Annotated in this window: 9 protein-coding genes; 1 reads left to right on the top strand and 8 read right to left on the bottom strand. The window is 50.7% G+C overall.

Features of this window, described 5'->3' with window-relative positions; translation table 11 throughout:
• Window positions 1-11: 11 nt before the first annotated feature.
• The 4 genes from xerC to dprA form a co-directional block, all read right to left on the bottom strand.
• The gene (gene xerC / locus QZQ08_RS01065) at window positions 12-920 is read right to left on the bottom strand and encodes a tyrosine recombinase XerC (RefSeq protein WP_296326708.1); all 909 of its coding nucleotides are present in this window, start codon (window positions 918-920) and stop codon (window positions 12-14) included.
• A gap of 67 nt (window positions 921-987) precedes the next feature.
• Window positions 988-2,316 (bottom strand): methylenetetrahydrofolate--tRNA-(uracil(54)-C(5))-methyltransferase (FADH(2)-oxidizing) TrmFO, encoded by a 1,329-nt coding sequence (gene trmFO, locus QZQ08_RS01060; protein WP_296326705.1) that lies wholly within the window; start codon window positions 2,314-2,316, stop codon window positions 988-990.
• On the bottom strand, window positions 2,313-4,625 hold the full coding sequence (gene topA, locus QZQ08_RS01055) for a type I DNA topoisomerase (RefSeq protein ID WP_296326703.1): 2,313 nt from the start codon (window positions 4,623-4,625) through the stop codon (window positions 2,313-2,315). The genes trmFO and topA overlap by 4 nt, the downstream gene beginning before the upstream one ends.
• 18 nt (window positions 4,626-4,643) lie before the next feature.
• Entirely contained in the window at window positions 4,644-5,747 is a 1,104-nt protein-coding gene (dprA, locus tag QZQ08_RS01050; RefSeq protein WP_296326700.1) for a DNA-processing protein DprA, read from the bottom strand.
• Window positions 5,748-6,028: 281 nt separating this feature from the next.
• Here dprA and hydF point away from each other — a divergent pair, with 281 nt between their 5' ends.
• Window positions 6,029-7,246 carry a [FeFe] hydrogenase H-cluster maturation GTPase HydF gene (hydF, locus tag QZQ08_RS01045; protein ID WP_296326698.1) on the top strand — a complete coding sequence of 406 codons (1,218 nt, stop codon included), beginning with the start codon at window positions 6,029-6,031 and terminating at the stop codon, window positions 7,244-7,246.
• A gap of 45 nt (window positions 7,247-7,291) precedes the next feature.
• Here hydF and sfsA read toward each other — a convergent pair whose 3' ends face one another.
• The 4 genes from sfsA to eis all read right to left on the bottom strand — a co-directional run bounded on the left by sfsA (window position 7,292) and on the right by eis (window position 16,589).
• On the bottom strand, window positions 7,292-8,449 hold the full coding sequence (gene sfsA / locus QZQ08_RS01040; protein WP_296326695.1) for a DNA/RNA nuclease SfsA: 1,158 nt from the start codon (window positions 8,447-8,449) through the stop codon (window positions 7,292-7,294).
• A gap of 68 nt (window positions 8,450-8,517) precedes the next feature.
• The gene (locus QZQ08_RS01035; protein WP_296326694.1) at window positions 8,518-11,439 is read right to left on the bottom strand and encodes an insulinase family protein; all 2,922 of its coding nucleotides are present in this window, start codon (window positions 11,437-11,439) and stop codon (window positions 8,518-8,520) included.
• 180 nt (window positions 11,440-11,619) lie between these two features.
• Entirely contained in the window at window positions 11,620-15,396 is a 3,777-nt protein-coding gene (locus QZQ08_RS01030; RefSeq protein ID WP_296326692.1) for a phosphoribosylformylglycinamidine synthase, read from the bottom strand.
• Window positions 15,397-15,407: 11 nt separating this feature from the next.
• Window positions 15,408-16,589 carry an enhanced intracellular survival protein Eis gene (gene eis, locus QZQ08_RS01025; RefSeq protein ID WP_296326690.1) on the bottom strand — a complete coding sequence of 394 codons (1,182 nt, stop codon included), beginning with the start codon at window positions 16,587-16,589 and terminating at the stop codon, window positions 15,408-15,410.
• Window positions 16,590-16,594 lie beyond the last annotated feature (5 nt).

The following is a 16,594-nucleotide window of genomic DNA, read 5'->3' as shown; positions in this document are numbered from 1 at the left end:
GTCTCCTCCCATTACGCTCTTGGATGATGTTTCTTATACACCGATGCAATTCGGTCTGCCGTGACATGCGTGTAAATCTGCGTTGTTGATAAACTTGCGTGCCCAAGCAGTTCTTGAACGGAGCGCAGATCCGCTCCGTGATCGAGTAGATGTGTGGCAAAAGTATGCCGGATCGTATGGGGGCTGACGTGTTTTTGGATGGACGCCATCTCCACATAGCGATCAAGGATACGTCTCACACTGCGCGCTGTAAGGGGCGTACCCCGATGATTGACAAAGATGAAGTCATGGGACGGTACTTCATACTTTTCCATAAGTGTGCGCCGGGCTCCCGTCAAATAATCGTTCATGGCCCTAACACAAGGATGACCTAAAGGAACAATCCGTTCCTTGCGGCCTTTCCCCAAAAGAAGGGCATAGCGATTGGATAGGTCCACACGGGTCAAAGTCAGTCCCACAAGTTCTGACACACGGCAGCCTGTTGAGTAAAGGAATTCCAGAAGTGCCCGGTCCCGCTGACCTAGTTCCGTAGAAAGATCAGGCAGTTCCAAGAGATGATTCATTTCGAACTCTTCTAAAAAAACAGGCAGCTTTTTTTCGAGTTTTGGGGTCTTGACCTTAGTAAAAGGATTCTTGTCCGTAAGGCCTTCCCGCATCAGGTACCGATAAAAGGACCGCAGGGAAGAAATACGACGGGCAATGGTCCGTCTCGCTTTTTCCTCCCGATGAAGTTTAGCAAGATACGAACGGATATCAAGAAGGGATACCTCAAGCCAAGTGGCTTTTCCCCGGCCTGACAAAAACGCTGAAAAAGCAGACAGGTCATCTTTGTAGTTCAGGATCGTATTGGGGGAATCATTGCGTTCCACACGCAAATAACGAAGAAAACGCTCTGCCATTGGGTCCAGTACATCATTCATGGCAAGCACCTCCCCCATTCATGAAATTGTAGGTAAAATCCTGATAATTCATACTAGCACATATAAGTTAATTGTGCAACAAATTTTTATAATTTTCCAAAATATCCAATGCCCGCATCGCAATGGCGTGATTCTTCTCCTTTTTACCACGGATACGCGGACCATCCCACGGGGCAATGAGTCCAAAATTAATATTCATGGGCTGAAAATGCTTGACTTCGGGATTGCTGATGTAGTGAGACAGGGCGCCAATGGCGGTTTCCTTGGGGAAAAGAAGTTTTTCCTTTCCAGAAAGAGCCCGGGAAAGGTAGATTCCTGCGGCAAGACCGGAGGCCGCCGATTCCACATACCCTTCCACTCCCGTCATCTGACCGGCAAAATAAAGATGAGGGTGACTCCGCAGGCTGTAATCGGCATCGAGGAGAAGCGGCGAATTGAGGTAGGAATTTTTATGCATCACACCATAGCGAACAAATTCTGCCTCTTCAAGACCGGGAATCATCCGGAAGACCCGTTTTTGCTCAGGCCAGCGCAAATGCGTTTGGAAGCCAACAATGTTAAAAAGGCTCCCTGCCCCATTATCCTGACGGAGCTGGACAACGGCATAGGGATCTTCCCCCGTTCGGGGATCGGGCAGTCCAACCGGTTTCAAGGGACCAAACCGCATGGTATCTTCACCGCGAACAGCCATTTCTTCAATCGGCATGCAGCCTTCAAAGACCATTCCATGTTCAAAGTCCTTCACATCGGCCACTTCAGCGGTGCACAGGGCCTCCCAGAACCGCATGTATTCCTCTTTGGTCAAGGGACAGTTGTAATAGGCTGCCTCCCCTTTTCCATAACGGGATGCCTTATAGGCAATTTCCTTGTTGATTGATTCCAGGGTCACAATAGGAGCAGCCGCGTCAAAGAAGTGGAAGTAATCCTGAGAGACAAGATCCTGGATTGCGCCAGATAAAGTCTCACTCGTAAGAGGGCCAGTCGCCACAATGACATAATCTTCTTCCGGAAAGGAAAGGTCGACAGTCTCCTCTTCAATGACAGTCACCAGCGGATGGTTCCTGATGGCTTCCGTTACGGCTTGGGCAAAGCCCATACGGTCGACAGCCAAGGCGCCGCCAGCAGGGACCCTGTGCGCATCAGCTTGGGCCATGATGAGGGAGTCCAATCGCCGCATTTCCTCCTTTAATAGGCCAACGGCATTTTCAATGTTATCGGCCCGTAGGGAATTGCTGCAAACAAGCTCACTGTAATACGCGGTATGGTGGGCTGGATCTGATTTTTGGGGGCGCATTTCGTGCAGTCTGACAGGAATTCCCCGCGATACAAGCTGCCAAGTGGCCTCACTGCCTGCAAGGCCCGCACCGATCACATGAACAGTCATAGTTTCTTTCATTCCTTTCCCATTTTCTTCACGGCAGTCTTTTTAGTGGAAGCGGATTTCTTGGCAGAAGCTATCTTGTTTGCCGCAGCCGTTTTCTTGGTTCCTATCGTTTTAGCCGCCGCGGTTTTCCTAACAGCAGTCTTTTTTGCCGTGGTTTTTTTGGCAGCCGCTTTTTTCACCGTTTTTTCGGTACTTCCTTCTGTTTTTACAGAAGCGGCCTTGGCACTGACTTTTTTTGGCCCGCTTTTTTTGGTGCCGCTGTTGGGACACTCAGGATTGCTGCAGTGGTGTACGACCTTACCACCGCGCTGGACCGCTTCCAGCATGATATGACCGCAAAGGGGACATGTTTCGTTGATGGGTTTGTCCCAGCTTGTAAAATGACATTCCGGATAATGGGAACAGCCATAAAAGGTCCGTCCAGTCTTGGTCTTTCTGACAATCAGGTCATGACCGCAGAGCGGGCAGGCGACGCCAATCTTTTCATAATACGGTTTCGTATTGCGGCATTCCGGAAATCCTGGGCAGGCAAGGAACTTCCCATGACGCCCTGTTTTTACGACCATCATACGTCCGCATTTCTCGCATTTCACATCACTTACAATAACTTCCTGCGGTTTTACAGGAATCTCACGGTCGGCAATTTCCAGTTCCTTTTCAAAGGGCCCATAGAACTCCTTGAGGACAGTTTCCTTTTTGGTCTTGTGTTCACTGATGGCATCCAGTTCACTTTCCATATGGGCAGAAAAAGGAACATCGATGAGGTTAGGAAAATATTGGGTCAAAAGATCGATGGTCGTCATCCCCAGTTCTGTCGGCATGACTTTTTTTGCTTCCTTTGCCACATAACCGCGGGAAAGAATGGTTTGGATAATAGTGGCATAAGTACTTGGCCGTCCAATCCCCTTTTCTTCCAGTTCCTTGACCAAAGTCGCTTCCGTGAAATAGGCTGGCGGTTCCGTAAAATGCTGGATGGCGTCATCAACGGAAAGAAGTGTGAGGGGTGTACCTTCCTTGAGATGGGGAACCTTCTTCGTCTTTTCCCCAGCAAGTTCCTTTTTATCCATCAAGGTCAGGAACCCGTCAAATTTGACAACAGAACCAGAAGCGCGCAGTTCGTAAGGACCGCCGCTGATGGTTAGGGTCGTGACCTCACTGACGCTTGGTGCCATTTGGCAGGAAACGGTCCGTTCCCAAATCAGGCGGTAAAGCCGCAGCTGGTCCCGTTCAAGATAAGGTGCAACCTCATCGGGGGTACGCATGACCGAGGTCGGACGGATGGCTTCATGGGCCTCCTGGGCGTTCTTCCGGCTGCTGTACACAGTTGCCTTTTTCGGCAGGTAGGCATCACCATAGGCGCTGCTGATATAATCGCGGATTTCCGTGACAGCAACGCTGGCCAGATGGACGGAGTCCGTGCGCATATAGGTAATGAGGCCGACAGGGGTCCTTTTTTCAAGAGTAATGCCTTCATAAAGCTGCTGGGCCAGCATCATGGTCTTTTTCGTTGTAAAATTAAGCCGTTTGACCGCTTCCTGCTGAAGGGAACTTGTTGTAAAGGGGGCTACAGGGCGGCGGATCCGATCTTTTACAGTCGAAGAAACAACAGCATAGGGCTGGTTCAGCAGTTCCTTGGTCACGATCCGGGCTTCCTCTTCGTTATGGATAACAAGTTTTTTGCCCTCTTTTTTAGTCACTTCTGCCGTAAATTTCTGGCTTGGCTTATCTTCCGTCAGGGTTACGGAACTCGTCCAATATTCCTGCGGTTCAAAGGCATCGATTTCCTTTTGCCGGTCGCAAATGATCTTGACTGCGACTGACTGGACACGGCCTGCCGATAGACCTTTAGCAATCTTGCGCCACAATAGGGGCGATAGCTTATAACCGACGATACGATCGAGGATACGACGCGTCTGCTGCGCGTCGACCTTATCCATATCAATGGCAGACGGATGCTTGATAGCTTCTTTGACCGCGTGCGGCGTGATTTCATGGAAAGAAATCCGGCAGTTACTTTCTGGATCGACGCCTAATAGATAGCCCAGATGCCAAGCAATGGCCTCCCCTTCGCGGTCAGGGTCCGTTGCAAGATAAATCTTGTCCGCTTTTTTGGCAAGGGTCTTCAGTTCTTTGATGAGGTCCCCTTTTCCACGGATGTTGATGTACTTAGGCTCAAAATCATGATCCACGTCCACCCCGAACTGGCTCTTGGGAAGATCCCGCAAGTGCCCCATGGAGGCTTTGACGGTATAGTTCTTTCCCAAGAAACGACCGATAGTTTTTGATTTTGTTGGTGATTCTACAATGACAAGATTAGCCATAAAACATCTGACTCCTTTTTAGCGAACTAAATATCGATTGCCCGCGCTCTTACGGATCATGCCGGCAACCTCCATACGCAGGAGAAGCATACTGACAAAAGAAAGCGGCCAAGGGAAGTGGGCCATGATTTCTTCCATCTGTTTGCCATTTCCTCCCTTGATAAAATCATAAAGGGCTTCTGCTTTTTCCCTGTCGGGAACGGGAAAAGCTTCAAATAAAGAAAGTTCCACCGCTTGGGCTCCCTTGGGAAAGGCCTCAGGAAAATAGATATCCAAAAGATCCTGAGGATCATCAACAAGATGGGCGCCTTCCTTGATGAGGGCGTGGGTCCCTTTGCTTGTGGGAGACTCAATAGGGCCTGGCACAGCGTAGACATCACGGTTTTCATCTGCTGCGAGGTGGGCCGTAATCATGGCACCGCTTTTTAGTGCGGCCTCTACAACAAGCACCCCGGAAGAAAGCCCGACGATGATGCGGTTGCGCATGGGAAACTGATAGGCCATAGGCGGCGTAAAAGGGGAAAATTCAGAGATGACAGCACCGGTTTCGGAAATTCGTTCAAAAAGCGCTTTGTGCCGAGCTGGATAAGGCCGCGCCAGGCCGGAGCCCAAAACGGCAATCGTCTTTCCTCCGCCAAGAAGAGCTCCCTCATGGGCTGCCGCATCGATGCCATAGGCACCTCCGCTCACGATGGTTAGCTTCTCTGACGCAAGGACGCGGGAAAAGCGTTCCGCTATAGATAGACCGTAACCTGTGGCTTTACGTGACCCAACAACTGCAAGGCAGGCCATTAGGTTCGGCAGCTTACCTTTGACGTACAGGACCCAAGGCGGAGCTGCAATCTCCTTAAGTGAAGCAGGATACGCACTTTCTTGGATTCCGAGAAGCGAAATCTGGGCGCCCTCACAGTAAGCGGCTATCTTTTGAGGAAGGTCCGGGTCATACCATTTTCGGTAGTGCTGGACCCCTTTTTCTGTAAGGATGCCCGACGCCAGCATCTGTTCGAAGGAAGCCCCAAAGGCTTCCTCTGCCGACCCAAAATAGGCCGCAAGGCGAGGTCCCAAAAGGGCGGCGCGGGAACCCAAAAGATGGGCCATGGCTGCCATATAATAGACTTCCACGATGGATTCAACTCCTACTGCAAATAGGCTGCAAATTCTGTCTTACAATGCTATGAAGATACCACGAATGGATAAGAATGTCCAATCTAAATTGAAAATTTTTTGCAAAATGTTGAAGGATAAACCTTGGGATGATGACGGGTTAGACCACTTTTTTCCCCTTTCAGCGCCAATTTTCACCCTTTTGGGAAAAACCCCATCGACGGAAACTGGAAGATGCGGTATAGTATAGAAGTCAAAATTTTAGAGGGATGGGTTCCCACCCCAGAAAGGAGCTTGCTATGGCCTCTTCGCTTAATGAAACCCCAGCGGCTGAACGCGTCCACATTGGACTTTTTGGCTGCCGCAATGCAGGGAAATCTTCCCTGATCAATGCCCTGACCGGGCAGGACCTCGCCATTGTCTCTGACTTTAAGGGTACGACGACGGACCCCGTCTCCAAGGCCATGGAAATCCTTCCTCTTGGCCCCGTACTGATAACGGATACACCCGGCCTTGATGATGAAGGCACCCTCGGTGAAAAGCGCGTCGAAAAAGCACGCTTTGTCCTGCGCAGCACGGATATTGCCCTCCTTGTTGTCGATGCAGCCCTGGGCCTGTCAGAAGCCGATCGGCACTTACTCAAAGAAATCAAGGAACGGAAGGTCCCCTACCTGCTCATTATCAATAAAATCGATAAAAACAGCGCGCCCCTCCTTCCTCAAGAAGAAAAAGACCATCTTCTTTTGGTCAGTGCCCGGACCCTTACGGGCATTACGGAACTTAAGGAACGCCTGTCCCAGATGAATCCACACATTAAGGTACAGCGCCCTCTGCTAGGAGATCTTTTGGCACCCGGTGACTTGGTTGTTCTCGTCGTTCCCATTGATGAGTCAGCACCTAAAGCGCGGCTGATCCTGCCTCAGCAGCAGACTATCCGGGAAATCCTCGATTTCCACGGAAGGGCCATCGCCGTCCAACCAAACGAGCTGCCTTCCACCGTCAAGGCCTTTCATGACAGCATTCGCCTTGTCATTACGGACTCCCAAGCCTTTTCTACCGTGAAGGACATGGTGCCGGAAGACGTGCCCCTCACCAGTTTTTCCATTCTCTTTGCCCGCTATAAAGGAGAATTGGAAGCCTTTATTGAGGGCGCCAATAAGCTAAAATGTTTGCAAGAGGGCGATCATATTCTTATTTCCGAAGGCTGCACCCATCACCGTCAGTGCAATGATATCGGTACCGTGAAGATGCCTGGATGGATTTGCCGCTTTTCCGGAACAACACCGGAATTTTTCTTTACAAGCGGCAAGGGTTTTCCTGATGACCTTTCTTCCTATTCACTGATTGTCCACTGCGGGGCCTGCATGCTGAATTCACGGGAAGTTTCCTATAGACAGCATCTTGCAGGAAGCGCAGGCATTCCCATGACCAATTACGGGATTGCCATCGCATATATGAACGGCATCCTTAAACGCGTCCTTTCCCCCTTTCCGGAGCTCGTAAAAAAAGTCAAATAAAACATGGACCCACCCTGTTTCTCATCACAGGATGGGTCCTTTTCTTTACCCCTTTTCTTTTAGTACCCGGCCATCGAGACGGTTCATGCGGAACCCTTCGACGATATCCATAAAGACTTTTTCATGAAGCGGGTTTCTCCTAAACCCAAAAAGATGGGACCCATCTTCTGTGCAGTCCGTCGCCCCAAAATGAGGAATGGACCAATCCGCGGCCTTTATCAGATCCCGCGCCATGAGATGTTCTAAATCCGCCTGGGTCCTTACGGGAAGGGCAGCAAGGACCTGAGCTTCGTTACGAAAATAATCAATATGCCAGTGCATCCCTTTGCGCTTCCGTTTATGCCGTTCCAGCCGTTTCATGAGGTTCTTTTTCGCAGATCCGACATAGACATAAAAACCCTTGGGAAAATGGATCCTCCCCAAACTGCCTACGGTAATGTCTCGATCTTCGGCAAGTTCCAGAACAAGAAAATAGTCCCCAGCATCCTTGTTTTCCTCTATGAGGAGCGTCTCTGGGTAAGAAAGGAGTTTTCCCGGTTCAGGATAAGTAAAGGTCTCATCCCAAGAAAGGGAAAAGGCCTTCCAATCAAGACGGGGCGCGCAGCGTCGAAAAGCCTCGGCAAAAGCAGGGTCTGTATGGTAATCAGGAAGGAACCATTCAGCCCGGTTCCAATGGGCAAGGATGAGAAGCCCCGTCCTGATGCCCTTATCATGCATAGCGGCAAGTTCCTCGATATGTTTGCGGCCTCGTTCTGTTACCGCATCAGGGAACATAGCACCCCTACGGCCGAATAAGGTGCAGGATTTGACTTCTACGTAAAAGGGCTGTCCCTCCTGCTCAAGAAGCAGGTCGAACCGGCTGTCCCCCACCGTAACTTCCCGCCTTACGACGCTGCAGGACTCCCAGAAAGGAAGCAAGTGATTCTGAATGAGGTACTCTGCCACGTCATTGTTATACTGCGTGTCAAGTAGGATGGGAATCCCTTCCCGTTCGATCCCGACAACATCATAGGGCGTTTTGCGCGCTGGATCCTTGGCTTTTCGGAGGTAGAGCCGCGTCCCCTCATAAAGGAGTTCCCACATGCGACCCGGATTAGGCATATGGCAAGTGACAACCGTATCCCCGATGGCCGCCTTTGCCACAAATCGATTGGGCCTGCTGACAAAGGCCGCTGGAATAAGTACTTGATGATCATGCATCATCCTTTTTTCCTCCTTAGGAAAAAAGGACTGCCGCCATATGGGTGAGCAGTCCTTATCGGATTTCCTTCTTAGGCTTTGAATATCTTCTTAAAGGCGTCTTTATTCTCTTCGATGGCGTCCTTACTGCCTACAACGCAGCGATATCCATCAGAAAGAACATCCTGCACAACAGGCGCCAGGGCCCTGATATCTTCCACTGAGCAATCAATGACCTCATCGCGATAAGTCTGGGCAAGTTCTTTGGGCAGGCCGCGCAGATAGGTCGTAATGGCCTTTTCAAGCCGCATGGCGTTTGTCAGCGGCGTATCTAGGAGACTGATGGTCCCAATGACATACTTGGTCATTTCCCGTTCCGAAGCTTCAAAATGTTCCAGATACTCAGGCAGTCCTTCATAGGTGCTGAGTGTCTTCATGAGCTGTGGATCGCGGTAACTGGACAGATAGAACAGCCCGTTCGGATCAAAGCGGGCTCCAGCCCCATAAGCGCCGCCCTGAACACGGATCTTGGTCCAGAGATAGCCATAGCGTAGGATGGTTTCAAGGACCTTCATGGCACCAGTATAGTCATGACCATGAGCGCGGAAATTGCCGCCGGCAAGGACATACTGAACCTTGCCGCTTGTCGTAATGCCTTCATTAAGGCCCGGTGCGGCAAACTCCGGCACCGCTTTTCCGGCAAAGGAAGAATGGGGCAGCTGATTGACAAAGAATTCCATCTTCTTTTCTGCCGTTTCCCGGTGTCTTTCGTCACAGCAAAGGCTCATAATAAGACGATCCTTATGGAAGAAAGCGGACAGCAAGGTCTTCAGGTTCTCAATGACGCGGTCCGCCTTTTCCTCAAAATGAGCGCACAGATCCTGGAGGAACTGGTAGTAGGTCAGCTGATCATGCTCGCTGGAGCGGCCGGAAGCGGAGAAATAACTGGAAAGACGAATGGTGGTAACGGTCATGCCGCGGGAGAAAAATAAGGCATCCCACCCCGCTTTGACTTCTTCCACGATTTCCTTGAGGCGAGCCTTGTCCCCCACATGGCTGGTCAATGCCAAGGCTTCAAGAAGCTCAAAGAGCCGGTCCTCGTTGTGTTCCAGTACTTTGGCCGTTACCTTGAAATAGTTCCTGTAGTCATTCATGTCCCGGTAGGATGTATAAGGTTGGATGGCAAAGGAAAGTCCCCCGATATATTGGTCTGTAAACGTATTTAATTCTTCATAGGTGAATTTATTTGTATTGACCTTTCCGAGGATGTCAGAAAGCAAATATGCGCTTGTGAGAAGGTCTTCCGGTACGCCTGTCATATCAAAGCACCAATCATAATAAACGATCTGGTTCGTAAAGGCAGGGCGGTAAAGCAGGGTATGGCTCCCCTTTTCCGTGACCACAGGCGTTTCAAAGGAAACCGTTCGCTCGATATCATCGCGCTTTAACAGAGGAATGGTTTCCAGAGCCTCCGGTGAATCTTCTGCCGCCTGGCGGGCATGGAGTTCATCGGCGATGGCCTTGATTTCATCAATCTCATCCTGTGTGAGGCCTTCTTTGATGGCCTGCATCTTTTTGCGGAAGAGGGCGCCGTCCTTTTCTTCCTTCCCCGGCTCCGGCTTAAGCGTAAGGAGCACCTTATGCGTATTGTCAAGAAGGAACGTTTCAATGAGGGACTCATAATAACGTGTGCCGATTTTGCTGCGCAGGAAGTCCAAGGTTTCCGTAAACTTCAGACACGTCGTCGGGTCCCCGCCATAAAGCCAGGTTTCCATGGTTGAAAGACCATAGATGAGTCCTTTCGGGTAGACATTGAAATCAGCTTCGCGCATCTTGAATTCTTCACTGCTGAGTTCCGCTTCCAGAAGTTCCTGCGGAACGCCCTTGCGGGAAAGCTCCTGGAGCGTGCTGTAAAGGACCTTGATGAAGCGGTCTTTTTCAGTTTCCTCACTGCCGCTGACGCGGATGGAAAGAACGGGCTGAAGCTGGGAAGCGTTGAGGCTGCCTGACACATCGCTGCCGAGTCCTGCCCGCAGGAGGGCAAGACGCAGGGGGGCGTTATCGCCTTCAAAAAGGACCTTTGTAAGGACCTTGAGGGCCATGGTCTGCTTCTGGTCAAGGCTTGATCCCGTAGCAATATTGAGGGAAAGATAAGTCTTGTGATCCACGTCCGCTCCCGGTGCTACCGGATAGTAGGCGGTCACCTCTTTCGTCCGGTCAAAGGATGCCTGCAGAGGAATCTTGACGGAAAAATCCGGATCTTTTTCAAAATGATTCAGGTACGCTTCGTCGAGGTAAGACAAATAATCATCAATATCCATATTGCCATAAAGATAGATGAAACTATTCTGGGGACTGTAATACGTCTTATGGAAATCAAGGAACATTTCCTGCGTCAAGGATGGAATGGCCTCTGGATAACCACCCGATTCAAACCGATACGGCGTATTCGGGAAAAGAGCTTTGTTCATCTCATTTTCTTCGATGGCATCAGGGGAAGAATAGACCCCTTTCATTTCATTATAGACGACGCCGTTATAGACAAGTTGGCCCGCATTATCAAGCTCATAGTGCCAACCTTCCTGGCGGAGCGTGAAGGGGTTTTTATAGGTATTTGGATAAAAGACGGCATCCAAATAAACATCAACAAGATTCCTGAAATCCTTATCATTGCGGCTTGCAACAGGATAGACTGTTTTATCGGAATAAGTCATCGCATTGAGGAACGTATTGAGGGACCCTTTCACAAGTTCGACAAAGGGTTCCTTGACCGGATATTTGCGGGATCCGCAAAGTACGGAATGTTCCGTTATATGGGCCACACCGGTATCATCCCGACTGGGCGTCCGAAAGCCAATGGTAAAAACTTTGTTGTCATCATCGGAAGCCACATAAAAAAGACGGGCCCCACTTTTTTCGTGGGTCATTTCATACCCCACTGCCTTGATATCAGAAAGCTCGGTGATCCGGTCCACGCGAAAACCATGGACCTTATCATTCAGGGAAAACTGCATATTGGTTAACCTCCATTCAGGGAACAAAATCAGCAAAGATGGTTTCTGCATCTAACAACTGTATCACCCTGCATTATAGTAGAAATTGATGAAAAAAGCCATAGCCTCCCCTTTCGGCACATAAAAAGGACCCACCCCCCAAGGAGGTGGATCCTAGGTCCAGATAAATACCTGAACAGCTTATTTGAAGTACTGCACGCCGGACAGGAAGATTGGCTGAAGCTTGTTGCCCGGGATGTTCTTCATGAGGCCATCAGTGTAGCGTTCGGAATGGCCCATCTTGCCAAGGACGCGGCCATCGGGGCTGGTAACGGACTCGACGGCATAGAAGGAACCGTTCGGGTTGTACGGGCTTTCCATGGTCGGATTGCCGGCAAGGTCAACATATTGGGTGCCAATCTGTCCATTAGCAAAGAGGCGCTTGATTTCCTCCTCCGTCGCTACGAAACGGCCTTCACCGTGGGAGATTGCAATGGTATGGATATCACCCGGTTCGCAGAGACTGAGCCACGGGGATTTATTGGAGACCACTTTTGTATCGATCATACGGGAAATGTGACGGCCAATGGTATTGAACGTCAGCGTTGGGGAATCATCCTTCAGCGGTACGATATGGCCGTATGGTACAAGGCCCAGCTTGATCAGGGCTTGGAACCCATTGCAGATGCCAAGGATCAGACCATCCCGATTCGTCAGAAGATCTTCCACGGCTTCCGTAAGGGTTGGGTTACGGAACATGGTAGCCATGAACTTACCGGAACCATCCGGTTCATCGCCAGCGGAGAAGCCACCAGGAAGGGCCATAATCTGCGCTTGTTTCATGCGCTTTGCCATTTCTTCAACCGACTCCTTGATGGCTTCAGGCGTCAGGTTGCGGATCACGAAGATATCCGTCTTGGCACCAGCAGCTTCAAAGGCGGCCGCCGTATCATATTCGCAGTTGATTCCAGGAAAAACAGGAATGAAGACCGTCGGTTTGGCAACGTTATAGGGAGCAGTCAGCGGAAGGTCATTGGTATAAGACGGCATCCGCACATCCTTCTTCTCGTTCTGCGGTGCCTTCATGGGGAAAATTTTATCCAAGGTCCCCGTATAGGCGGCTTCAATTTCAGCAAGACTGATTTCCGTATCGTTTACAACCACTTTGCCCTCATCGGTCAAGGTCCCCAGAACGAGAAGATCCGTCCCTGCAAAGACTTCTTCTGCGTCCACCCCGTCTTCTAGTTCCACAAGGAAACCAGCAGGCTGCAGGGTAAAGAGACATTCCTCATGAAGGAAAGGCTTGACGAAGGAAAATCCCAGTTCGTTACCAAGGCACATGGCAGAAATCGCGGCAGCGACACCGCCTTCCTTGACCACACCGGCCGTGATGACCCGCTTGGACAGGATGCCCTTATGAAGGGAAGCAAGGAGTTTCTTTAAGGCATCGTAATCAATGACTTCATGTTCATCGCAGGCAGCAGGCAGGAATACCACCGTATGGCCGGCTTTTTTGAATTCATTGGAAATCGTATCCCGACCATCCATGACGCCTACGGCAAAACTGATGAGCGAAGGCGGAACTTCAAGATCCATAAAGGTCCCACTCATGGAATCCTTACCGCCAATGGCAGGAAGCCCTAACTCGCAGCAGGCTTCGTACGCACCTAAAAGTGCGCTGAGCGGCTGTCCCCAATGCTTGCTGTCATGGAGTTTCGGGAAATATTCCTGCATGGAAAGACGCAATTTGCTGGGATCGGCGCCAAGAGCGGCTGCACGGCACACAGATTCCACGACCGCGTACATCCCACCATGATAAGGACTCCAGCAGGCAACGTTTGGATTATAGCCAGCGGCCATGACAGAGGCGGCCGTCGTTTTTCCGCCGAGAACAGGAATCCGGGCCGCCATTCCTTCAGATTGGGTCAGCTGACGCTTACCACCGAAAGGCATGATGACAGTCCCTCGTCCGATGGTCCCATCAAAACGTTCCCCTAGCCCTTCCTGACTGCAGACATTCAGACGGTCCAGGTTATGGAGCCAGCGGTCTTTGATGGACGAAAGGCCCTGAACTTGTTTGGGAATCTCATTGAAAGGAGAAGGTGCCGTAATCGCTTCCACTTCAACATCAGCCTTTTGGGGAATCCCATTTGTATCAAGGAAGGCACGAGAAAGATCAACAATCTTTTCCCCGCGCCAATACATGACAAGGCGTGGATCCTTAGACACCTCGGCAACAACCGTTGCTTCCAGGTTCTCTTCATCAGCGGCATCCAGGAATGCCTTTAAGTCCTTGGCAGCAATGACAACTGCCATACGTTCCTGAGATTCACTGATGGCAAGTTCAGTACCATCAAGGCCTTCATATTTCTTAGGAACCTTGTCCAGATTGATAACAAGCCCCGGAGCAAGTTCCCCAATCGCTACGGAGACACCGCCTGCGCCAAAGTCGTTGCAGCGCTTGATGAGACGGGTCACTTCAGGATTGCGGAAAAGGCGCTGGATCTTGCGTTCGTTAGGAGGATTGCCCTTCTGGACCTCCGCCCCGCATTCACTGAGGGACTTGGTCGTATGTTCCTTGGACGCACCCGTTGCGCCACCCATCCCATCACGTCCCGTACGGCCCCCAAGAAGGACTACAAGGTCACCATCACTGGGGCGTTCACGGACGACGGCATCACGAGGCGCTGCACCAATCACGGCGCCGACTTCCATCCGCTTGGCCACAAAACGATCGTGATAATATTCTTCGACAAGACCTGTCGCAAGGCCAATCTGGTTGCCATAGGAACTATAGCCCGCAGCGGCCCCCTGGGTAATCTTACGCTGGGGCAGTTTCCCAACAAGGGTCTTATCATAAGGCGTACGGGGATCCCCCGAGCCCGTGACACGCATGGCTTGATAAACATAGCTGCGGCCGCTCAATGGATCACGGATGGCGCCGCCAAGACAGGTTGCAGCACCGCCAAAAGGCTCGATCTCCGTGGGGTGGTTATGGGTCTCGTTCTTAAACATAACGAGCCATTCTTCTTCGTTTCCATCTACCGTAATAGGGACAATAATGCTGCAGGCATTGATTTCCTCAGAGGCATCCAGATCAGGCAGATGGCCTTCTTTTTTCATCTTCTTGGTTGCAAGACAAGCCATATCCATCAGCGTAACAGGCCGCTTTGTATCCTTGCCATAGACAAATTCCCGATCCTTCAGATAGCGTTCCAAGGCCTGCTGGATAGGTTCGGTATAGATGCTCTCCTCAATATTAATCTTCTCAAGGTTGGTTTCAAAAGTGGTGTGGCGGCAATGATCAGACCAGTACGTGTCAAGGACCTTGATTTCAGTAATGGAAGGATCCCTGCCTTCTTTCTGGAAATATTCCTGGATAAAGGCCAGATCCGCTTCACTCATTGCCAGTTCCTGTTCGCTAAGGAACTGATGGAGTTCTTCCCTGGAAAAGTGTGTGAAGCCCTTGATGATGGCAACTGGTTTCGGAGCTTCCCAGCTCATTTCCAGACTGTCAGGCTTTTGTGCGGAGGCTTCCTGGGCTTCTACAGGGTTGATGGTGTACGTTTTAATCTTTTCAAGATCAGCATCAGTCAGATTGCCTTCCAAAAGAATGACTTTTGCAGCGGCAACTGCCGGCCGTTTGCCCTGACTGATGAGCTGTACACACTGAGCTGCAAAGTCTTCCCGCTGGTCATACTGGCCAGGCAGGAGTTCAATGGCAAAGCTCTTCACGCCTTCTGGGATTTCCAGCGTCTCGTCATGAACCTTGTCTACCGGCGGCTCAGACAGGACAACCCGTTTAGCAGCTTCGTAGTCCTCATCGGACAGTCCTGCAATATCGTAGCGATTGACGATACGCAGCCCCGTCAGCTGGGTCATACCCAAGGTTCCCACAAGGTCTGCCAGGAGTCCTGCTGCTTCAACAGCATACTCCTTCTTTTTTTCCACATAAATCCTTCTCATCGATTCGCTCATGACAGCCTCCCTTAAAAATATTCATTGATAAAGTTTACTTTTTTGGGGAACAACGTTTCAAGCGTCCACAAGGATGATTCTTCTTCCACGTGGATAAAGCCCGCATCTTTCAGCTCCCGGGCTCCGTACGTCCCGAAAAAGAGCTGGGTCAGACTGGAAATATCCATGAGAACCGTTGGATCATCAAGCGTATTGAAAAGGGTAACCCCTTTTTCGTCAAAATGCATCTTCACGAGCATCGTGTTGAGGGGCACCTGCTCGTCTCGGATCCCAATGACGAGGTCCTTACCTACAAGGCAATCGGGAACGAAAAGAGCTTGCAGAACCTGGGCCGCGTTCACGATCCTTCCCATCATAAAAGGCACCATCCGGGGCGCCAGCTCTTGACTGGGGAGCCTCAAGTACAGCAGGTCATCACTGGGTCCAAGATAGGAAAGCTTTCCAAAGGTTCCGTAAAACCCCTTGAAATAATGCAGGAGCTCAAGTTTGGCGGTCTGGTCAAGCGCCATCAGCTCCTGGATGCTTATGGTCCCTTCCCCTTTCTGATAGAGGGCATATCCGCAGGGCTTTTCCCCGTTTTTGAGCACTACGGTCTCGAGGCCTTCCTGGGACCCTGACACAAGCAAGTTTTCCCATTCCCGGTGCTTTCTTTTGACATATCCTGTATAAGCCGCCATGGCGCCATCATAAACCAGTGCCAGCGGCGTCTCGGCCTCTTTAGTAGAAATCCTATGAAAAGTATACCCCGTAAGGCTTTCGCCTACAAGGTCAATCTCCCGCAGGGGTAATTCATACTGGGTGCGAAGGGCCGTAAAACTAAAGCCATAGGGCTGGTAAATCCCTGCATGGATTGGCATGAGGATGACAAAAGGGACCTTCATGGCCCGCAGCATGGTAAATGTCTTATCCATGAGTTCGCCCATTACGTGACGCCCTCGGGCTTCTGGGGCCGTAGCGACGCCGACCAAATAAGGCACGCGGAAATCCTTGTCCCTTACCTGGACCGTGTAAGGGTTCAGGTGCACCATCGTCATCAGCTGATCATCCTCAAAGCCGCCTAACATCTTGTTCTGCTTCAACGCATACTCGGAGAAATACCATTCGTAAAATGGGGTTCCTTTCTTTTCGAAGCATTCATCCCAGAGCGCCGCTACTTGGGGCAGTGTCTTTTCATTGATGAGACGAAAATCCATGCTCA

The sequence above is a fragment of the uncultured Acidaminococcus sp. genome, assembly GCA_900538365.1.
Lineage (GTDB): Bacteria > Bacillota > Negativicutes > Acidaminococcales > Acidaminococcaceae > Acidaminococcus.
Note: the sequence above shows the minus strand (reverse complement) of the source record. Positions and strands in the feature narration are given on the sequence as shown.